Annotated in this window: 15 protein-coding genes; 8 read left to right on the top strand and 7 right to left on the bottom strand. The window is 67.9% G+C overall.

Features of this window, described 5'->3' with window-relative positions:
• Nucleotides 1-27 precede the first annotated feature (27 nt).
• Nucleotides 28-2,565, top strand: a complete 2,538-nt coding sequence (locus tag ACMGRF_RS16255) for a methyl-accepting chemotaxis protein (protein WP_414485388.1) — start codon at nucleotides 28-30, stop codon at nucleotides 2,563-2,565.
• A 92-nt stretch (nucleotides 2,566-2,657) separates the two neighbouring features.
• Here ACMGRF_RS16255 and ACMGRF_RS16250 read toward each other — a convergent pair whose 3' ends face one another.
• From ACMGRF_RS16250 to ACMGRF_RS16230, 5 genes are all read right to left on the bottom strand, one after another.
• Entirely contained in the window at nucleotides 2,658-5,180 is a 2,523-nt protein-coding gene (locus tag ACMGRF_RS16250; protein ID WP_099485515.1) for a PepSY domain-containing protein, read from the bottom strand.
• A gap of 642 nt (nucleotides 5,181-5,822) precedes the next feature.
• On the bottom strand, nucleotides 5,823-6,383 hold the full coding sequence (locus ACMGRF_RS16245) for a TlpA family protein disulfide reductase (RefSeq protein WP_049411820.1): 561 nt from the start codon (nucleotides 6,381-6,383) through the stop codon (nucleotides 5,823-5,825).
• Complete coding sequence (locus ACMGRF_RS16240) at nucleotides 6,380-8,761, bottom strand: protein-disulfide reductase DsbD domain-containing protein (RefSeq protein ID WP_099485520.1); 2,382 nt, start codon at nucleotides 8,759-8,761, stop codon at nucleotides 6,380-6,382. Before ACMGRF_RS16240 ends, ACMGRF_RS16245 begins: the two co-directional genes overlap by 4 nt.
• Nucleotides 8,758-9,096 carry a divalent-cation tolerance protein CutA gene (gene cutA, locus ACMGRF_RS16235; RefSeq protein ID WP_049411825.1) on the bottom strand — a complete coding sequence of 113 codons (339 nt, stop codon included), beginning with the start codon at nucleotides 9,094-9,096 and terminating at the stop codon, nucleotides 8,758-8,760. Before cutA ends, ACMGRF_RS16240 begins: the two co-directional genes overlap by 4 nt.
• Nucleotides 9,097-9,164: 68 nt before the next feature.
• A complete protein-coding gene (locus ACMGRF_RS16230) occupies nucleotides 9,165-10,955 on the bottom strand; it encodes an endonuclease (RefSeq protein WP_049411829.1) in 1,791 nt (596 codons plus the stop codon).
• Nucleotides 10,956-11,269: 314 nt separating this feature from the next.
• Between ACMGRF_RS16230 and ACMGRF_RS16225 the strand changes: the two genes are divergently transcribed.
• From ACMGRF_RS16225 to ACMGRF_RS16215, 3 genes are all read left to right on the top strand, one after another.
• Nucleotides 11,270-11,557 (top strand): co-chaperone GroES, encoded by a 288-nt coding sequence (locus tag ACMGRF_RS16225; RefSeq protein ID WP_005411227.1) that lies wholly within the window; start codon nucleotides 11,270-11,272, stop codon nucleotides 11,555-11,557.
• 81 nt (nucleotides 11,558-11,638) lie between these two features.
• Nucleotides 11,639-13,288, top strand: a complete 1,650-nt coding sequence (gene groL, locus ACMGRF_RS16220; RefSeq protein ID WP_005411226.1) for a chaperonin GroEL — start codon at nucleotides 11,639-11,641, stop codon at nucleotides 13,286-13,288.
• Nucleotides 13,289-13,425: 137 nt separating this feature from the next.
• A complete protein-coding gene (locus ACMGRF_RS16215) occupies nucleotides 13,426-14,037 on the top strand; it encodes a DUF6445 family protein (RefSeq protein WP_134709469.1) in 612 nt (203 codons plus the stop codon).
• 69 nt (nucleotides 14,038-14,106) lie between these two features.
• Here ACMGRF_RS16215 and ACMGRF_RS16210 read toward each other — a convergent pair whose 3' ends face one another.
• The gene (locus tag ACMGRF_RS16210) at nucleotides 14,107-15,270 is read right to left on the bottom strand and encodes a serine hydrolase domain-containing protein (RefSeq protein WP_049411836.1); all 1,164 of its coding nucleotides are present in this window, start codon (nucleotides 15,268-15,270) and stop codon (nucleotides 14,107-14,109) included.
• A 68-nt stretch (nucleotides 15,271-15,338) separates the two neighbouring features.
• Complete coding sequence (locus ACMGRF_RS16205) at nucleotides 15,339-16,262, bottom strand: pepsin/retropepsin-like aspartic protease family protein (RefSeq protein ID WP_414485387.1); 924 nt, start codon at nucleotides 16,260-16,262, stop codon at nucleotides 15,339-15,341.
• 106 nt (nucleotides 16,263-16,368) lie between these two features.
• Between ACMGRF_RS16205 and ACMGRF_RS16200 the strand changes: the two genes are divergently transcribed.
• From ACMGRF_RS16200 to ACMGRF_RS16185, 4 genes are all read left to right on the top strand, one after another.
• Nucleotides 16,369-17,076: a response regulator gene (locus tag ACMGRF_RS16200; RefSeq protein WP_049411842.1), complete on the top strand. Its 708-nt coding sequence runs from the start codon at nucleotides 16,369-16,371 to the stop codon at nucleotides 17,074-17,076.
• Nucleotides 17,077-17,108: 32 nt separating this feature from the next.
• On the top strand, nucleotides 17,109-18,407 hold the full coding sequence (locus ACMGRF_RS16195) for a sensor histidine kinase (RefSeq protein WP_049411844.1): 1,299 nt from the start codon (nucleotides 17,109-17,111) through the stop codon (nucleotides 18,405-18,407).
• Nucleotides 18,408-18,478: 71 nt separating this feature from the next.
• Nucleotides 18,479-18,979 carry a MarR family winged helix-turn-helix transcriptional regulator gene (locus ACMGRF_RS16190; protein ID WP_049411847.1) on the top strand — a complete coding sequence of 167 codons (501 nt, stop codon included), beginning with the start codon at nucleotides 18,479-18,481 and terminating at the stop codon, nucleotides 18,977-18,979.
• Entirely contained in the window at nucleotides 18,976-19,716 is a 741-nt protein-coding gene (locus tag ACMGRF_RS16185; RefSeq protein WP_111096390.1) for a DNA alkylation repair protein, read from the top strand. The genes ACMGRF_RS16190 and ACMGRF_RS16185 overlap by 4 nt, the downstream gene beginning before the upstream one ends.
• Nucleotides 19,717-19,729 lie beyond the last annotated feature (13 nt).

Here is a 19,729-nt window from a genome sequence, read left to right as displayed (position 1 = left end):
GGTGCGTCCTTCTGCCTGGAGTCTGTCATGTCGGCCGTTGTCCTCCACCTCCGGTCCCTGCGCACGCGGCTTGCGGCGCTGCGCCCGGCGTCCTCCGGCCTGCTGCCGTGGCTGCAACCGCATCGGCTGAGCGTAGCCAACAAGCTCAAGGCGACCTTGTGGGTCTGTGGCTTGGGACTGGTCGCAATCGCCGCCGTCTATGCCTGGACCGGGCATGCCAACACGCAGGCTGCGCGCAGCCAGGCCAGCTACCAGCGCGGCAGTGATCTGGCCGCGCGCCTGGCCACGCGGGTGGCCGAAGCGCGCCGCCTGCAGATCCAGTATGCACGCAGTTTCGACGATGCCGATCGCGACCAGCTGCTGGCCGTGCAGGAAGCGCTGCAGAGCGACCTGCAGGTGCTGCGCGCGATGCCGATGGATGCCGGCCGGCGCAAGGCCCTGCAAGCGCTGACCGAAGCTGCAGGCGCGTTCTCGCAGGGTGTGGCCGCCCTGTTCGAACGGGTCGACGAGATGGGCCGTGGTGAGGCCGGCCTCGCCGCGCAGCTGCAACAGGCTGCAGACACGCTGCAGGGGCAGGTGGATGCGCAGCAGCGGGATGCGCTGGCGTTGTCCCTGCAGAAGATGCGTCGGCAGGAGGCACTGCTGCTGCTCGACGGTGATTCCACCCACGCCGACCGCGCCAGCGAAGAAAAGCTGCCGTTCGATCTCGCGCTGGCGGGCCTGCCCGCGGATGCGCAGGACACCCTGCGCACCGGAATGGAGGCGTATCAGGCCGCGTTGCTTGGGTATACCGCTGCCCGTGTCGGCCTGGATGTGGAAGCGCAGTCGCTGCTGGATGCCGCTGCGGGCGTAGCGCCTGCGCTGGCCGCATTCCAGCAGGCACAGGTCGCGGCACTGGCCCGTGCCCAGGCCCGCCAGCAGGCTGGTGCGCGCACCATGAGCGTGCTGTTTGCATTGACCGTGCTGCTGGTCGCCGGTGTGCTGATCACCAGCCTCGTGCTGGTGCTGCGTGCAGTACGCCAGCCGATCCATGACACCCTGCGCTTCGCCAGCGACATCGCTGACGACCGCCTGGACACCACCCTGCGCGTCTACAACGCCAACGACGAGATCGGCCAGCTGGCCCAGCGCCTGGTCGACATGCAGCAGCGCCTGCGCGCGCGTATCGAGACCGAGCGTGCCGTGGCGCGCGGCAACACCCGGGTGCGCCAGGCATTGGACAGTGCGCAGACCGGTTTGATGGTGATCGATGCAGAAGGCCTGGTGGCGTATGCCAATCCGGCTCTGCTGGAGCAGCTGGACCTCCGGGACCAGGATCTGGTGGGCAGCGACGCGGTACGCCTGCATCCGGCGTTGGCCAGCCTGACCGGCGTGCGCCAGCGCGAAGAGCGCGAGATCGGCCATGCCGGCACGCGCTACCAGCTGATTGCCAACCCCGTCATCGACGAAGGGCAATTCCTCGGCGTAGCGGTGGAATGGCGTAGTCGTGCGCTGGAGACCCTGCTGGAAACCGAGGTCGCTGCCCTGGTCGATGCTGCAGCACACGGCGACCTGCACGGTCGCGTCACGCTGGACGGCAAGCAGGGCTTCGTGCGCACGTTGTCGACCAGCATCAACCGCCTGCTGGCGACGTTTGAAACCAACCTCGGCGACCTGCAGGCATTGCTGGCCGCGCTGGCCCGTGGTGACCTCAGCGTGCGCATGGAGGGTGAGCTGCAGGGCGTGTTCGCGCGCATGCGCGATGATGCCAACGCGACGGTCGCGCAGCTGGGCCGCATCGTCACCCGCATCCAGCACGCCACCTCCCGTCTCGATAGCGGCGTTGGCGAGATCGTTGCCGGTCATCAAGATCTGTCACAGCGCACCGAGCAGCAGGCCGCCAACCTGGAAGAGACCGCCGCTTCCATGCACGAACTGACCGATACGGTCGGTCGCAATGCTGATGCCGCAGGCCGTGCCGACGCGCTGGTCAAGGGTGCGGCTGCGGTGGCGCAGCGCGGTGGCGAGGCCGTCGGCCAGGTGGTGGCGACCATGCAGCGCATCAGCGAGGCGTCGCGGCGGATCGGCGACATTACCCAGCTGATCGACGGCATCGCCTTCCAGACCAACATCCTCGCGCTGAATGCTGCGGTGGAAGCGGCGCGTGCCGGTGAGCAGGGCCGCAGTTTCGCCGTGGTGGCCGCGGAAGTGCGCCTGCTTGCACAACGCAGCGCAGAGGCGGCCAAGCAGATCAAGGGCCTGATCGAGGATTCGGTGGCGCGTGTGGGACAGGGCAACCAGCAGGCCGAACAGGCCGGCACCACGATGGGCGAGATCGTCGGCAGCGTGCAGCAGCTGGCCGACCTGCTCGCGGGTATCCGCAGTGCGTCGCAGGACCAGCATGCCGGCATCGCACAGGTGAACCAGACCATCGTGCAGATGGAAGCCAGCACCCAACGCAACGCCAGCCTGGTGGAAGAGGCCGGTGCCTCCACGGCGCAGATGCAGGTCCAGGTGCGTGCCCTGGCTGAAGCGGTGGGCGCGTTCCGGTTGCAGTCGACACCTCAGTCGCGCGCAGCGGCCTAGTCAGCCGAGCGTGGGCTCGGCGCTACATCGGCTGCAGGAACACTGTAGAGCCGAGCCCATGCTCGGCTCACACCAGCGTTCGGCGGCAGGAATCAATACACGTCGCGGCGGTAGCGCCCGTTCTCCAGCAGCGTTTCCACCGCTTCATCACCCAGCGCGGTTCGCAGCACCTGGTCCACGCCTTCGGCCATGCCCTGCAACGACCCACAGACATGGATCACCGCACCGCGCTGCATCCAGTCGCGCAGCGTTCCGGTGGCCGCCTGCAGGCGATCCTGCACATAACCGCCGTCACCATCGCGCGAGAACGCCAGGTCCACCCGCGCGAGATGGCCATCGGCCTGCCACGCTTCGATCTCGTCGGCGAACAGGAAATCGTGCGCACGCTGGCGTTCACCGAACAACAGCCAGTGTCCGTGCTCGCCTGCACGGGCGGCTTCGCGCAACAGGCTGCGCAGCCCGGCGATGCCGGTGCCGTTGCCGATCAGCACCATCGGCGCGCCAATGACGCGATGGAAACCGGGGTTGCGATGCACGCGGGCGACGATGCCGGCATCGATCGGCGCATGCAACGACAGCCAGCCCGAGCCCAACCCGGCGCGACCGGCGGTGTCATGCACCAGCCGCACCACCAGCTCCACCACGCCATCATCCGTGCAGGAGGCGATCGAATACTCGCGGCTGGGCAGCAGCGGCAGCCCGGCCAGCCACAGGCAGGCATCCTGCACCGCCAGCGCAGCATCGGCCTCGGGCAGCTCGCGTTCACTGGCCAGCGCCAGCAGCGTGCGCGGATGGCCATCGACCAGCAGTGGCTGCAGCGGATCCAGCCCATGCGCCTTCAACACGGCACCGGCATGCTGCGCATTGTGGCGGGGCGCGATGTGCAGGATGTCACCCGCCTGCCACTGCACGTCGGCCGGTGCGGCAAGACGGATACGCCAGATGGCTCCGCCCACGCTGCCCGGGTTGAGGCGGTCGCGGCCGAGCAGGCGCCACGCATGCATCTGCGTAGCTGCAGGCAGCACGCTGTCATCGGTGACGATGCCGGTGAGCGTACCCAGCTGCTGCTGCCATTGGCGCAGTGCCGGCACCGAAGCGGCGTCGACATCGATACGCTCGAACAGCGGGCGCGCGCCGTTGCCGATCAGCCAGCCATCGAACTGGCGGCCGAAGCCGCAGTAATGCGGGTACTGGCGGTCGCCCAGCGCGAGCAGGCCGAACTGCAGGCGCGACAGGTCCAGCGCTTGTGCCAGCAACTGCCGCGCTGCGCGCCGGGCGGCGTCGGGCGGCTCGCCGTCGCCGAAGGTGCTCAGCACGAACAGCGCGCTCGATGCACGCAGCAGGAGCGCGGCATCGATGCGCGCCAGCGGCAGCACCTGCACCGCATGGCCGGCCGCCTGCAGCTGTGCCGCCGCGCGCCACGCCAGCTGTTCGCCCAGTCCGCTCTGGCTGGCATGCACCACCAGCCACGCTGCGTTGCCGGCATCGCTGGCCGGCATCGGCAGCGCCTGGCGCAGCCCTCGCGCCGCACGCTGGCTGCGGCGGCGGTCCAGGTACAGCATCCAGCCGGTGATGAAGAACAGGCTCATGCCCAGGCTGCTGAGCATCACCACCACGCGCCCGGGCACACCGAAGTAGCTGCCCGAATGCAGCGCGAACACACTGGTGGCCAACTGTCCGCCCGCGCCCTGGCGTGCGTACGGACGGGCATCCAGAACGGCACCGCTGGCCGGATCGAGCTGCAGCAGGTCATGCGCACGATCATGGTGGCCGCCGCGCTGCGACGGATCACCGGCCATCACCCGAACATTCAGTGCCTGCCCGGGCTTCTCCGGCAGGCGTAGGTCAATGAAGCCGGCGCGCACGCCCGGCAGCGCGTACAGCGTGGCTTCAATGCGGTGCAGGTCCAGCGACGCATCGGTGGCAACCTGGTGCTTGGCCGCCGGTGGGACGCCCAGCAGCGTGCTGGCCGCGCTGCGATACCAGTCGAACGACCACCACAGGCCGGTCAGCGCACTCATCAGGTAGATCAGCAGCACCCAGGTGCCGACGACCGAGTGCAGGCTCCACAGGAAGCCGCGTCCGCTGCGTTTCCACTCCACTGCCAGCCAGCTGCGCCAGTGCCACCAGCGTCGTGGCCAGCGCAGGTAGAGCCCGGACAGGGTGAAGAACAGCAGGGCGATGGCACAGCTGCCGGTGATCCACTTGCCGCGTTCGCCCGCGGCAAGGTGGCGATGCAGGTCCTCGACGAAGTCGAAGAACGCCTGGCCGCGCAGGGCGCTGAAGCGCTCACCGCTGTACGGGTCGAAGTACACCCAGTGTTCCCTGCCCCCGGCAAAGCGCGCGACCGACGGCCGCTGTCCGGTGGCATCGATACGCAGGCGTTGCAGGGGGCGTTCGCTGCCGGCCTGCAGCAGCGGCACCAGCTCACTGAGTGCAAGGGGAGGCTGTCCGTCGGCATGGTGCTCGGCGATCTCGGCGAAGCCGGGATTGGCGGCGCGCAGCAGTTCGTCCTCGAAGGACAGCGTGGCGCCACTGAGGCCCATCACGGCCAGGACGGCACCTGCGGTGATGCCCAGCAGCCAGTGCAGTTGGAACAGGACGTTCTTGAACATCGAAGAAGGAGGGCCCGGGAGGCTGCCGCCCGCATCCTGCGCAACAGCAAATGAGAATTAGTCGCGTAATTCTCCGTGGCGCCCCGGCTGCGGTCAAGCTGGAGGTACCGGCCGGGCGGCACCCGGCACCCGCGGTAGTGCCGGCCGCTGGCCGGCAACCTTAGAAGCAACAGCCGAAGCAACAGCGGGTTTCCTGTGAGGAGGCGGGGTGGGTCCGGTTGCGGGGGACGGCGCAAGTACGTCCCTGTAGCCTTGGTCACGGCATCCATGCCGCGGACACCCCCTCAACCGGACCCACCCCGCCTTCGACAGTTTCCTGCGATCTGTCGGAACGGCGTTCTGCTTTGGTGGGTGCCGACCGTTGGTCGGCACGGGGTCTGATTCCGTTCTGAATATCGATATCTGACAGATGTGTCGACCAAGGTCGACACCTACCAACAGCCGCGAACTGTCAGAGGTGGGGCGGTGTCGGAGTGCGGGGTGTCAGCCGCATGGATGCGGCTGCCAAGCTTACAGCGACGTACTTGCAGCGTCCCCGCACTCCGACACCGCCCCGCCAACCCACGGAATGCCCGCTTTGGCTTTGGCTGTTGCCGTTGCATTGAGCAGGGTGCAGGGCTGCAAGCCCTGCAAAAAACACCCTCACTTCGCCCAGCCGTCGATCTCGCCGTGGGCAAACGGCCCCAGCTTCGCCTTCACCAGCCGTCCCTGTGCATCGAACAACACGCTGTAGGGCAGCAGCCCCTGCGTATTGCCCAGCTGTACGCTGGCATCGCGTGGCCCTGGCGTCTCGACCACGATCGGATAATCCACCGGTATCCGCTGCAGGAATCCGCGCACACCGTCCGCGGTGTCCAATGCCAGGCCCAGTACCTGCACGCCGTTGTCGCCCTGGGTGGCGGCGAAGCGCGCCAGTTCGGGCATCTCTTCCACGCAGGGCGCGCACCAGCTGGCCCAGACATTGATCAACAGTGGGCGACCGGCAGCGTGCTGGCGCAGGTCCAAGGGCCGGCCTTCAAGATCGGGCAGCGACAACGCGGGCAGGCTGTCGCCGACCTGCAGGGCGGGTGCCGCCGCCACAACAGACGCTCCTGGCATGGCCTCACGCGCAGTCGGCGCCGGTGCCAATCGATGCCCGGCCCACAGGCCGAGGCCGGCGGCCAGCACCGCTGTCCACAGCAGCGCTGGCCGTTGCCACTTCATCGTGCGGTGCGCAGCAGCGCTTCCTCGACCACCGCCTGGGTCAGCAGGGTCGGCAGCACGGTCGGCGGCGCGCCGGGGCCGTACACCACGTACAGCGGTACGCCCACCGCCTTGTGCTCTTCCAGGAACGTGGTGATCTGCGGGTCGACGTTGGTGTAGTCACCGCGCATGTACACCGCATTGGTGCGCTTGAGCAGTTCCTTGAACTCCGGCCGTGACAGCACCGCACGTTCGTTGGCCTTGCAGCTCACGCACCAGTCGGCGGTCATGTTGACGAACACCACGCGGTTGTCGGCGCGCAGGCGGTCCAGCAGCTGCGGCGAATACTCGACCACGTTGTCGCTGGCGGCCTGTGCGGCCCTCGCCGGCGGTGCCAGCTGGGTCACGCCCCAGGCCGGAACCAGCGCACCGATCGCCAGCAGCACGCCGAGCAGGGTCACCGCACGCGAGCCGGTCCAGCGGTTGCGTTCAAACAGCCACAGGCCGAACGCGAACAGCAGCAGGCCACCCAGCACCAGCGCCATGCCGTCCACGCCGCGCTGCTTGCCCAGCACCCACAGCAGCCACAGCGCAGTGGCGTACATCGGGAAGGCCAGCACGTGCTTGAGCGTTTCCATCCACGGGCCGGGCTTGGGCAGGCGGCGGGCCAGCGCTGGCACGAAGCCGATCAGCAGGAACGGCAGCGCCAGGCCCAGGCCGAGGAACAGGAACACGGTCATCGCCTTCAGCGGCGGGGCAATGAAGGCGTAGGCGATCGCACCGCCCATGAACGGGCCGACGCAGGCACTGCCGACCACGCAGGCCAGCGCACCGGTGAAGAAGTCACCGGCCGGGCCGCTGCGGCTGGCCAGCGACTGGCCAAGGTTGCCGATGCCGCCGCCGAGGGTGAACACGCCGGACAGGCTCAGGCCCACCGCGAACATGATGTAGGCCAGTGCCGCCACCACGCCCGGGTGCTGCAGCTGGAAGCCGATGCCGACGGCGTTGCCGATCGCACGCAGGCCCACCATCAGCGCGCCGATCCCCGCGAAGGCGACCAGCACGCCCAGCGTGTACCAGAGGGCATGACTGCGCGCCCGCTCGGGGCTCTCGCCACTCTGCGCCAGGCTCAGCACCTTCAGCGACAGGATCGGCAGCACGCAGGGCATCAGGTTCAGTACCAGGCCACCGGCCAGCGCCAGCAGCAGCACCCAGACGAACGAACGGTCCGGGTTCGGGGTGGTCGCCGGCGGACGCGTGCGCAGCGCATTGTCACCACGCGCGTCGGTGGCGAACTCGTTGCCTGCGCCCTGGCCGCCCGTGGCGGCGGGAGTGGCGTTGCCGTCGTTGGGTACGGTCGGCAGCAGGCGCAGCGGTAGGCCACTGGCGGATTCACGCGGCGCACCGGCAGCGCGCAGCGCATTGACGGCTTCCTCGTGCACTGGCGCCTGGCCGGTGCCGGCGTTGAGCTTGCCGGCCGGAATCGACAGCTTCACCCGACGGGTCATCGGCGGGTAGCAGATACCATCGGTCTGGCAGCCCTGGAAGGTCACCACCAGGGTGCTGTCGACCGCATCAGTGACGGTGCGGCGCAGCGGCAGCGGCACTTCCACCTGGTTGAAGTACACCGAGACATCGCCGAAGTGCTCGTCGCGATGCGACTGCGCGGCCGGCCAGCGCGGCTTGTCGGCGAGCACGCCGGCGCTGCCTTCCAGCTTCAGCGAAGTGCGGTCGCGGTACAGGTAGTAGCCGGGTGCCGGGCTGAAGCGCAGCAGCAGGGTGTTGCCGTCGCTGGCGATGGCATCGAAGCCGAACGCCTGTTCCGACGGCAGCGGCAGCGCCTGGCTGTTGTTGGCCGCGCCCGGCAGGCGCAGGCCACCGCTGTTGCCGGCACCGGCCAGCGGGTTGTTGAACGGGCTGGCCGCACCGCTGCGCGCGGGAGGCGCAGTGGACGCCACAGCGGCGCCGGGCAGCGTGACCTGCACCACGCGCTTCTGCGGCGGGTAGCAGACGCCGGCATCGGCGCAGCCCTGGTAGCGTACTTCCAGGCTGATGGTGCCGGCGGCGTCCGTCGGCGTGCCGGGCAGGGTGGCCTGCAGGCGCTCCCGATAGGTTTCGACTTCGCCGAAGAAATCATCGTGGTGCCTGTCACCCTTGGGCATCTGCAGCGCGCCGGCATTGAAGGCCGGATCCGCCTTGACGCTGGTGCGGTGGCGATACAGGTAGTAGCCCGGTGCGATCTTGAACTGCAGTTGCACCTGGCCCCGTTCGGGGGCGGTGGCGGTCAGCGCGAACGCCTGGTCCACCGGCAGCAGGTCCTTCTCATCCAGGGCCAAGGCGGGCAGCGAGAGCCACAACAGGGCGCACAAGGCCGCGCCACGCGCAAACAGAGTCTTCAAGCAGTTTCCTCCCGGGTCTGTGCCCGGATCCAGTCCAGATACGCCGGCAGGCCGGCCCGGGTTTCGACCGCGATGCACTCCGGGAGTTCATACGGATGCAGTTCGACGATCCGGGCGATTGCATCATCGACGCGGCTCGCGGTGGTCTTTACCAGCAACTGCAGCTCGGCATCGGTGGTCACCTCGCCCTGCCAGCGGTAGGTGGACTGCGCGCCATCGAGGCGGGTCACGCACGCGGCCAGGCGCTCGCCGACCAGCGCGTGCGCGATGCGCTCGGCACTGGCCCGGTCCGGGCAGGTGGTCAACAGCAGCAGGACGGGATCGACGGTCGGCATGACCGTCGAGTATAGGGCCGCCGCCGGGTCAGGGCCCGGCGGCGGCAGTAGACCGCAGCGTTGCGCGGTCAGTTGGCCAGCTGGCAGGTGGCTGGCTTGGCCGAGGTGAACAGGGCCGGGGTCGCCCACTCGGGGTGGTCGATGAACGGGTTGCGATTGCCCTGGAAGCTGTAGACCACGTCATTGCGGGCACGCTCGGCATCATCCGGCGGATCGGACAGGTGCCAGTCGATCAGCGTCGACAGCAGGCCCATGTAGGCCGGCGAACTGCTGGTCTTGACGATCTTGCTGCGGTCGTCGGTCAGCTCCAGGTCCGGCTCGGACTGACCGGTGGCCGCATCCTTGCCGCCCTCATAGCGGATCGCCATGTACATCACCGCACGCGCCATGTCGCCCTTGCGCTTGCCCCACACCTCGAAGGTGCCGGTGTTGCCGTCCGGCGTGCGCACCCAGTTGGAGTTGCCCGGATAGCCGCCGCTGCCGCCGCCCTGGCCGTTGTTGGCTTCGGTGGCACGCTCGCCGCAGCTGGCATCGCACTTGCCGAACGGCTTGTTGCCACGGTCGGCGTTCCACTGCGCGTCGGTCAGGTACAGCATGTGGGTGTCGGTGTACGGCGCGTAGGGCAGGCCCTTGTCACCGGTGGTGGTGGCAAAGCCCAGCGAGTTCGGCCAGGTGTGCTCGCGGTTGTAGGTCAGGCCGCTGCCGGTGCCCGCACGATCACTGACCTTGGCGTAGCTGCGGTTGCGGTAGGCATCGAGGATGCGGTTCGGGTTGTTCGGATCCTCGTCGGCGATTTCCAGGATGGTCCAGGTGCTGGTGCCCGAGCCGCTGTACGGGTAGGCGGTATGGCCCTTGATGGTGGCGTGCAGCGAGCAGCGCAGCTGGCTGGGGCTGCTGGTGTTGACCCTGGAGTAGTAGCCGGCCGGCACGCCCGGGTTGCCCGGGTCCGGATTGCCGCCGGTGCTGGCCACGGTGAAGGCGATGCGGCTGTCGGCGGCCGGATGCGCGCCCTGCAGGTCGGTGATGCGCGCGGCGCGGATGTCGAAGCGGCAGGCTTCACCAGCCACCAGCGCGGTATTGGTGGACAGCTTCACGCTGCGGCCGCTGGCCGGGAAGGTCAGCGGCACGGTGCCGGAGGTGCCGCAGCTCAGGGCGAAGGCGCCACTGGCCAGGTTCACCGTCTCGCTGAACACCACTTCCAGGTCGGCGGCAGCGGGGAAGGTGCTGCTGCCCTGCGCCGGGGTGGTGGTGGAGACTGACGGCGGCGTGTTCGGGCCTGGCGTGCCACCGCCGCTGAAGGTCTGGCCGTTGTTGCAGCTGCCGAAGGTCTGGCCGGCCGAATCGGCCCAGGTGAAGTGGGTGTACTGGCTGCCGCTGCCGGTCAGCTGCAGTGACGTACCCGGCCCCGTGCTGTTGCTTTCGGCCACCGGGATGTTCTGGCTGGTCATGCCGGCGGCAGGGCCACCGGAGGCGGTGATGGCGCCCTCGTAGCTGAGGAACTGGACCACCTTGCCGCTGGCATCGACCAGGGCGATGCCGTCGTTCGGGCCATTCTGGATGCCGTTGGTCGGATAGTTGACCACGGCGATGGTGGCGCTGCCGCAGCCGGCGGCGGTGCCGGCCGGGACCGGATTGTTGGCATAGACGGTGGCGGCCGACGGATTGCTGCCGTTGTAGAGGTACAGGCGGTAGCCGGACAGGTCCTCACCGGCAGTGGCTACGACCTCGATCGCTTCGCCGACGTCACCGGCGGCGGTGCTGTCGTCGTAGTGCAGTTCATTGATGAAGACCTCGGCCTGGACCGGCGCAGTGGCCAGCGCCAGCAGGCAGGCGGCGGCAAGCGGGGACAGCAATCGCATCGACGACTCCTTGTGATTGGGAATGCCTGACCGAGCCTAAGGCCGATCCAGTGACACTTTGTCGTAAATGAACGTCAGATATCTGACAGTGCGACGCTTGTCACCGAAATTGTCCAGGACCGACGCCTTGGGCGAGGCGCGCGGGCGGGAAAAAATTTTTTTGGTTCCGCCCTTGAAAGGGGGCGGCGGGGCTCCATCTCTGCCCTGCTCCCGACGTTGTCGGGTTTCTTCACGTGCGGTTCTGGCACTCGCCTGGGGTGAGTGCTAACATCGCCGGACTTTTTTAGACCAATCAATCACTTAAGAGGTCTCCTATGAGCATCAAGCCGCTGCACGACCGCGTTGTGGTCAAGCCGATCGAAGCCGACGAAATCTCCGCCGGTGGCATCGTCATCCCCGACTCGGCCAAGGAAAAGTCCACCAAGGGTGAGGTCGTGGCCGTCGGCCCGGGCAAGCCGCTGGACAACGGCAACGTGCGCGCGCCGTCGCTGAAGGTCGGCGACAAGGTCATCTACGGCCAGTACGCCGGCAGTTCGTACAAGAGCGAAGGCGTCGAATACAAGGTCCTGCGCGAAGACGACGTGCTCGCCGTCATCGGCTGAGCCCCGGCGCGACCTGTTTCAACCTGATCCCAGACTCCCAGCCGCCGGGCATCGTCCGGCGCTACCAATGAGGTAAATGCAATGGCTGCCAAGGATATTCGTTTCGGTGAAGACGCCCGTTCGCGCATGGTGCGCGGCGTCAATGTTCTCGCCAATGCCGTCAAGGCCACCCTGGGCCCGAAGGGCCGCAACGTCGTGCTGGAAAAGAGCTTCGGCGCCCCGACCATCACCAAGGACGGCGTCTCCGTCGCCAAGGAAATCGAACTGGCTGACAAGTTCGAGAACATGGGCGCGCAGATGGTGAAGGAAGTTGCTTCGCGCACCAACGACGATGCCGGCGACGGCACCACCACCGCCACCGTGCTGGCCCAGGCCCTGATCCGCGAAGGCGCCAAGGCCGTTGCCGCCGGCATGAACCCGATGGACCTCAAGCGCGGTATCGACAAGGCCGTTTCGGCTGCCGTCGCCGAGCTGAAGAACATCTCCAAGCCGACCGCCGACGACAAGGCGATTGCCCAGGTCGGTACCATCTCGGCGAACTCGGATGAGTCGATCGGCCAGATCATCGCTGACGCGATGAAGGAAGTCGGCAAGGAAGGCGTCATCACCGTTGAAGAAGGCTCGGGCCTGGACAACGAGCTGGACGTGGTCAAGGGCATGCAGTTCGACCGCGGCTACCTGTCGCCGTACTTCATCAACAACCAGCAGTCGCAGACCGCTGACCTGGATGACCCGTTCATCCTGCTGCACGACAAGAAGATCTCCAACGTCCGTGACCTGCTGCCGGTGCTGGAAGGCGTCGCCAAGGCCGGCAAGCCGCTGCTGATCGTCGCCGAAGAAGTCGAAGGCGAAGCGCTGGCGACCCTGGTGGTCAACACCATCCGTGGCATCGTCAAGGTCGTGGCCGTCAAGGCCCCGGGCTTCGGCGACCGTCGCAAGGCGATGCTGGAAGACATGGCCGTGCTGACCGGCGGCACCGTGATCTCCGAAGAAGTCGGCCTCTCGCTGGAAAAGGCCACCATCAAGGACCTGGGCCGCGCCAAGAAGGTGCAGGTCTCCAAGGAGAACACCACCATCATCGACGGCGTCGGCGACAAGGCCAACGTTGATGCACGCGTGGCGCAGATCAAGACCCAGATCCAGGACACCTCCTCGGATTACGATCGCGAGAAGCTGCAGGAACGCGTGGCCAAGCTGGCCGGCGGTGTTGCCGTGATCAAGGTCGGCGCCTCGACCGAAATCGAAATGAAGGAAAAGAAGGACCGCGTCGACGACGCCCTGCACGCCACCCGTGCGGCCGTTGAAGAAGGCGTGGTTCCGGGCGGCGGCGTCGCCCTGGTCCGCGCGATCACCGCGCTGGCCGGCCTGAAGGGTGCCAACGAAGACCAGAACCACGGCATCCAGATCGCCCTGCGTGCGATGGAAGCCCCGCTGCGCGAGATCGTGGCCAACGCCGGCGACGAGCCGTCGGTCATCATCAACAAGGTCAAGGAAGGCACCGGCAGCTTCGGCTACAACGCGGCCACCGGCGAGTTCGGCGACATGCTGCAGTTCGGCATCCTGGACCCGACCAAGGTGACCCGTTCGGCCCTGCAGAACGCGGCCTCGATCGCCGGCCTGATGATCACCACCGAAGCCATGGTTGCCGAAGCTCCGAAGAAGGACGAGCCGGCCATGGGCGGCGCTGGTGGCATGGGTGGCATGGGCGGCATGGGCGGCATGGACTTCTAAGTCCACGCCTCCGGCGGTCGTTGCCGGCCTCGGTCGGCACGCCTTCCCGATGTGATGTAAAGAAGAACCCCGCCGCAAGGCGGGGTTTTTTGTTGCCCGGTTGCCGTCGCCGCAGTGCATCGCTACGCTCGGTGACCATGCCTACCTCGTTCATCGTCGTTGACGACTTCCTTTCTCCCGCCGATGCGCAAGGGTTGCGCCAGGCGGCACTGGGCCTGGACTATCCCGTTCAGGAGGGCGCATTCCCCGGCCGCAATTCACAGCAGCGGCTGGACCTGGATGGACTGTCCGGCGCGGTTTCGCGACTGGTCAACGAACCGCTGCGGCCGGTCAACCCGCTGCAGTCGCACGGCAAGTTCCGCCTTACCCTCGCCGGCGACATCGGCCGCGCCAAGGTACACGCCGACCGCTCGCACTGGTCGGGCATTCTCTACCTGAGTGCACCGGAGCACTGCGAGGGTGGCACCGAGTTCTTCCGCCACCGCCGTACCGGCACCGAACGCATGGCCCTGGATGCGGCGGAGCTGGCCGCATTGGGCTACGCCAACGGCGGCGACATGCATCGCGACATCATCGAGCGCGACAGCAACGACGACAGCCAGTGGGAAATGACCATGCGCATTCCGATGCGCTTCAACCGGCTGGTGCTGCTGCGGCCCTGGTTCTGGCACACCGCCGGGCCAGCGTTCGGTGATCGGCCAGAGAATGGCCGGCTGGTGTACCTGATGTTCTTCGAGCAGGCGCGTTGAGGAGTGCCATCCACGCGTGGCGTGGATGCTCGCCCTGGCCGCATTCGCCATGCACGCGTGATCGCACCCTCATTCGACGAATACCTTCGCCGCGCCATACTCCCACTGCCACGGCACGCCGGTATCGCCCAGCACGAATGCCACCAGTGCCGGGAACGCAGCTTCCGCCCGTACATCGTTGCCCAGAATCACCACGCAGCGTTTGTGCTGTTCGATGCACACCAGCGTGTTGCCGACCGCATCGTCGTGGCCGCCCTTGTAGAAGCCTGCGCCCTGCGGGCCGCGGAACGTCACCACGCCCAGGCCCGCGGCCAGATCCTGGCGTCGCTGCGCCGCGGGCAGCTCCGGCTGCAGCGTTGGGAACTGGCTGGCGGTGGTGATCGGCAGCTGCGGCCGCACCAGTTCCCTGCGCATTGCAGGCGACAGCCCATCGCCGCGGACATAGCCGGCGGCGAAGCGCGCCATGTCGGCGATGGTGGTGTCCATCGAACCGGCCGCACGCACGCGGCTGCGTTCATCGTGCGGCTCGGCCGTGCCTTCCGCAGTCCAGCCATCGGCCAGGTTGGCGGCGAAATCCTCACGCCACATCATGCTGGTGCGGACCATGCCGAAGCGGTCGAATACCTGCCGCTGCATCAATGCACCCACGTCCTGGCCCAGCCGTCCACGCTCGATCACGAACTGCAACAGGATCAGCCCTTCGCCGGAATACCCGTAACGACTGCCGGGATCGAAGTGGAACTTCAGGCGGCCATCGGGTTCCAGGAACCCGAAGTTGGCGAAGCCACTGGAATGGTTGAGCAGCAGGCGCGGGGTGAGCCGGCGCCAGCGCGCATCATCGGCCAGTACGCTGTAGTCGGCGTACTTCTTCGGCTCTGGCGGGTAGTCCGGCAGCGGCTTGTCCAGCGCCGTGGCGATGCTGGCGTCCAGCGCGATCCGCGCGTCCTGGGCAAGCTGTGCGACCACGTGGCCGAACGCCATCTTGGTCAGCGAGGCGGCGTACATCACGGTATCGGTGCGCAGCGGCTCGCCTGCGGCGTTGCGTTCGCCGTAGGCGGCCACGTGTACCACCTTGCCGCCATCGATCACCGCCAGCGCCATCCCGCGCGCATGGGCCGCCTGCATCAGCCGCTGTGCTTCGGCATCGATGCGCGCGGGCGAGGGTAGCGGCGGCGGCGCGGCCAGCACGGCCGGCGGGAGCAGCGTCAGCAACAGCAGGACAGCACGGCGCATGCGTGGAACTCCTGGCAGGACGTGGCGCGATGCTACGCCTGCCAGGTCCCGCCGTCATGCGCCGGACGTCAGCCGGGTCGGCGCAGACAGATCCGCGCGGCACCCGCACCGATGTCCACCTGGCCACCGCGCATCGCGTCGGCACCGAGGATCAAGGCCGGTCGCGCCTCCAGGCCGATCGCCCTGAACACCGGCAGTTCGCTGATCCGGACCTCCATCGGCGGGTGCTGCCAGCCGCTGCCGGTCATGCCGGGCAGGGTGTGCAGCCAGGTTGCCTGTGCACCGCCACCCAGCCCCTCGGTGCCCTTTTCACGTGCACGCACCCGCGCATCGCTGCCGTCGGTGCGCAGGCCCAGTGCGCGGGCTGCTTCGGCGTTGAGGACGGTCTGCACGGCACCGGTGTCGACCACGGCGATGGCGTCCACGCCGGGCGTACCCAAGGCAAGCGTGATGAAGCCGAACTGGCGCAGGCCGTCGTCGCGGCCGGGCAGCGCATTGGGTTGGCAACCCGGTCCTTCCAGGTCCAGGCCGCCGGCTGTCCACAGCGCCAGTTGATTGCGGCCGAAGTCCCAACGGGTGTCCCAGCGCCCGGTCAGATCGTTGCCGATCAAGCCGTCAATGGCCGGATCATCGCCCTCCGCCAGCGATGACAGGTCGACCTGCATGCCACTGGCCTTCAATTGCCAACTGCCCAGCTGCCATGCTGTGCTGCGCATGCGCTGCATCCGCGCCGCCTTCGCGCTCGCGCCCTGGGCCTGCGACACTGCCGCTTCCGCATCCTGCAAACCATAGCGCCGCACTACGCGTGCATCGACCAGGGTTGCCCCGGCGGCACTGTCGACCACGAAGCGCAGCGGCTCTGGACGCCCGTCCAGCGAGACGGCCACTGCCGGATGACCGCCCTGCATCCACATCGGCAGGACGTGCTCGGCGGCATCGGAGGCGAGCGCCGGCAAGGGGATGGCGAACAGGGGCAACAGGAACAGGCGCAAGGGAAGACTCCGCAGTGATCGTGGGCGACCATTGGCGCGCAGCGGCGTATCACCGCGATATCGGCATTGATACCGTCCTGATACACAGGTGCGGGATACTGGGGGAATGAACACTCCCATCCGCGTCATCGTCGTCGATGACGATGCCAGCATTCGTGACGCCATCGCCGACCACCTGCTGCTGCACGGCTACCAGGTGCGTGTGGCGGCGGATGCAACAGCGCTGGACGTGTTGCTGCAGTTTGAACGTCCTGACCTGATCATCCTCGACTGGATGATGCCCGGTGAGGATGGCCTGTCGGTTTGCCGCCGGCTGCAGGCGCGGGCGATCCCGATCCTGATGCTGTCGGCGATGGGGGCCGCGCCGGATCGCGTGATCGGCCTGGAGATGGGCGCGGACGACTACCTGGCCAAGCCGTTTGACCCGCGCGAGCTGTTGGCGCGGGTACGCGCGCTGCTGCGCAGGCAGGACAAGCTGCGCGCACAGGTGGCCAGCGAGCTGCGGTTTGATGGCTGGCGATTGCTGCCTGACCAGCGTCGCCTGTTCGCGCCGGATGGTGCCGAACTGGTGCTGAGCCGCGGTGAATTCTCCCTGCTGCTGGCACTGGCTGAACGTCCCGGGCGGGTGCTGGCGCGCGAACAGCTGCTGCAGTTGAGTCGCGGAGAAGCCAGTGACAGCGTGGACCGTGCCGTCGACCTTGCGATCAGCCGCCTGCGCCGCAAGCTCGGGCAGGCCGCGTCCGGCGCTGAAGCCCTTGTGCAGACACTGCGCGGCGAAGGGTACCGCTTCAACGCGGAGGTAGGGGCGTTGTGAGCAGCCGGTGGTCGACCACCCGCTGGATCGCGATGCTGGCCCTGGCCAGCCTGCTGCTGGCGACCCTGGTCAGCGTTGCGGTAGTGGGGTGGATGCCCCGGCCCGCGCCGCCACCGATGCGGCTGGACCATGCGATGAAGGTGCTGCGTGGGGAACAGGCGCCGGCGCCACTGGGATTGCATATGTCGACGCAGGACGCGCCGCCCCGGGGCAGCGCCAGCGACTGGCTCACCCAGTTGGCGGCGGTGCAGATGGACCTGCCGGCCGGGAATGTGCGCCTGGTGTGGACGGGGCAGGGCAGGGCGCCCGATGTGCAGGTCATCGAGGGTGGCGCGGTACTGGACGCCTCCGCTCGCGCTGGCGTGCTGAAATCGCAGGCCGCGTTGCTGACCGCCATGCAGTGGCCGCCGTTCGAACTGGGGATGCGGCAAGCCGATGGCCGATGGCGGGTGGTCGGCAGCGACCACAGTGATCTGGCGGCCTGGCGCCGCCAGGTGATGCTCGCCCTGCTGGGCGGTGCGATCCTGCTGGCACCTCTGGCGGCGTGGGCGTCAATCCGGTTGGGGCGCCCGCTGCGACGCCTGGCTGAAGCCAGCGCACGGGTCGACCTGCAGGCTGAAACGCCGTTGCCTGATGACGGTCCACGCGAAGTGCAGGTACTGGCCACAGCGATCAGCACCGGTCGCGAACGCCTGCGCGCCCAGGCACGGGACATGACGCATATGCTGGCGGCAGTGGCGCATGACCTGCGCACGCCCTTGACCGGCCTGCGCCTGCGCGCGGAGTTCGCTCCCGCGCCACAGGCCGCCAGGATGGTGGCAGACATCGAGCGCATGGATACGATGATCGAGCAGGTGCTCGACTACGCACGCGGTGAACTGCAGCCGTTGCAGATGCGCATGCTGGATCTTTCAGCGCTGCTGGAGGAGTGCGTGCAGGCGGCGCTGCTGCGCGGGGTCGACATTTCCCTTCAGGGCCCGGATACGTTGCCGTGGCATGGCGATGCGCTGCTGCTCCGGCGCGCGGTCGACAATCTCATCGACAACGCCGAGCGCTACGCGGGCGCCGTGGAGCTGTCGGTCGCCATGGCCGGTGACGGGGTTCAGCTGGACGTGATGGACCGCGGCCCCGGCATCGCCGAGATCGATCGCGCACGCCTGCTGCAACCGTTCCAGCGTAGCGAGGGCTCACGTAGCCGCGCCACCGGGGGCGCCGGACTTGGACTGGCCGTGGCTGCCAACGTGGCGAAGCGCCACGCGGGCGAACTTCAGCTGCTGCACCGCGAGGGCGGGGGGCTGGTCGCGCGGCTGCTGCTGGGACGCACTTCCTGAGTCAACTCCGATTTGCCTCCACTGGTGATTCCGGCATATGATTAGGCGCCTAATCATGCGGCGAGGGAAGGATGATCGAAGCCAAGCATCAGGCGTTGCTGGAGGAAGCGCAGCGGCGCGGCCACGCCAACATCGCGCAGCTGCGCCTGTGCTTCCAGCTGCTCTCGTTGTCCTCGTCGATCGATCGCGACTGCGCTGCGCGGTTGGCACCGCACGGGCTCAGCGAGGGTCGCTTCATCGTGCTGTTCCTGCTGCACGGGGCCGGCGGCGCACTGGCGCCGCACGCGCTGGCCGAGCGCGCTGGCGTGACCCGGGCCACCATCAGCGGCCTGCTCGATGGCCTGCAGCGCGAAGGCCTGCTGCAGCGTCGCAGCGATGACGAGGATGGCCGTCGTCTGCAGATCGTGTTGACCGCACCGGGCAAGCGTTTGGCCGAGTCGCTGTTCGAGCAGCACACACAATGGATCAGCGGCCTGTTCAACGGCCTGGATGCTGATGAACGGCAGCAGCTGTCACAGCTGCTGCATAAGGTCTGGCAGCACACGGACACCGGACGGGAAGCCGCCGCATGAGCACGCCCATTCCCGCGGAACGGCTGCGTGCACTCAACAGCGGTGGTGCCGCTGCCACGCATCTGGCCGAATGCCTGGCAGTGGATTTCGCCGCGCTGCTACAGGGGGTGGCACCTGCGCTCGAGCCGAAAGCGCTGCAACGTATGCGCGACGCCTCCGGCAGGGGCATCACCCAGCGCATGGCGCTGGCGGCGCGGTTGCTGCGCGAAGCCGGGCAGGGTGATCCCGCGCACTGGCAGGCACACGCATCAGACACCGTGCGTGGCTGGGCCTGCTACCTGATCGGCAGCGATGCCGGCGCGACGCTGCCGGCCAAGCTGCGGGCGATGCGTCCGCTGGCTGACGACCCGCACTTCGGCGTGCGCGAATGGGCATGGCTGGCGCTGCGCAGCGACATCGTTGCCGCACCGTCGCAGGCGCTTGAGTACCTGTACATGTGGACGCAGGAAGCATCGCCTTACCTGCGCCGCTTCGCCTGCGAAGCGCTGCGCCCACGAGGCGTGTGGTCCACGCATATCGCGCTGTTCAAGCAGCATCCAGAACTCGCATTGCCGATGCTGGAAGCAATGGCCAACGACCCGGAGCGCTACGTGCAGGACTCGGTCGGGAACTGGCTCAACGATGCCGGCAAGACTCAACCGCAGTGGCTGCGCGAGCTGTGCGCGCGGTGGCAACAGCAGCACCCTGGCGATGCCAATGCCTACATCCGCAAACGCGCCATGCGCTCGCTCCGGTAGTGCCGGCCGCTGG

The sequence above is a fragment of the Stenotrophomonas sp. EMP41 genome (assembly GCF_047495535.1).
In the GTDB taxonomy this organism is placed as follows: Bacteria; Pseudomonadota; Gammaproteobacteria; order Xanthomonadales; family Xanthomonadaceae; genus Stenotrophomonas; species Stenotrophomonas sepilia.
Note: the sequence above shows the minus strand (reverse complement) of the source record. Positions and strands in the feature narration are given on the sequence as shown.

Excerpts from the sequence above, each read along its gene's own strand:
- ACMGRF_RS16255 (WP_414485388.1), top strand. The coding sequence starts at position 28 with ATGTCGGCCGTTGTCCTCCACCTCCGGTCCCTGCGCACGCGGCTTGCG.
- ACMGRF_RS16250 (WP_099485515.1), bottom strand. The coding sequence starts at position 5,180 with ATGTTCAAGAACGTCCTGTTCCAACTGCACTGGCTGCTGGGCATCACC.
- ACMGRF_RS16245 (WP_049411820.1), bottom strand. The coding sequence starts at position 6,383 with ATGAAGTGGCAACGGCCAGCGCTGCTGTGGACAGCGGTGCTGGCCGCC.
- cutA (WP_049411825.1), bottom strand. The coding sequence starts at position 9,096 with ATGCCGACCGTCGATCCCGTCCTGCTGCTGTTGACCACCTGCCCGGAC.
- ACMGRF_RS16230 (WP_049411829.1), bottom strand. The coding sequence starts at position 10,955 with ATGCGATTGCTGTCCCCGCTTGCCGCCGCCTGCCTGCTGGCGCTGGCC.
- ACMGRF_RS16225 (WP_005411227.1), top strand. The coding sequence starts at position 11,270 with ATGAGCATCAAGCCGCTGCACGACCGCGTTGTGGTCAAGCCGATCGAA.
- groL (WP_005411226.1), top strand. The coding sequence starts at position 11,639 with ATGGCTGCCAAGGATATTCGTTTCGGTGAAGACGCCCGTTCGCGCATG.
- ACMGRF_RS16215 (WP_134709469.1), top strand. The coding sequence starts at position 13,426 with ATGCCTACCTCGTTCATCGTCGTTGACGACTTCCTTTCTCCCGCCGAT.
- ACMGRF_RS16210 (WP_049411836.1), bottom strand. The coding sequence starts at position 15,270 with ATGCGCCGTGCTGTCCTGCTGTTGCTGACGCTGCTCCCGCCGGCCGTG.
- ACMGRF_RS16200 (WP_049411842.1), top strand. The coding sequence starts at position 16,369 with ATGAACACTCCCATCCGCGTCATCGTCGTCGATGACGATGCCAGCATT.
- ACMGRF_RS16195 (WP_049411844.1), top strand. The coding sequence starts at position 17,109 with ATGCTGGCCCTGGCCAGCCTGCTGCTGGCGACCCTGGTCAGCGTTGCG.
- ACMGRF_RS16190 (WP_049411847.1), top strand. The coding sequence starts at position 18,479 with ATGATCGAAGCCAAGCATCAGGCGTTGCTGGAGGAAGCGCAGCGGCGC.
- ACMGRF_RS16185 (WP_111096390.1), top strand. The coding sequence starts at position 18,976 with ATGAGCACGCCCATTCCCGCGGAACGGCTGCGTGCACTCAACAGCGGT.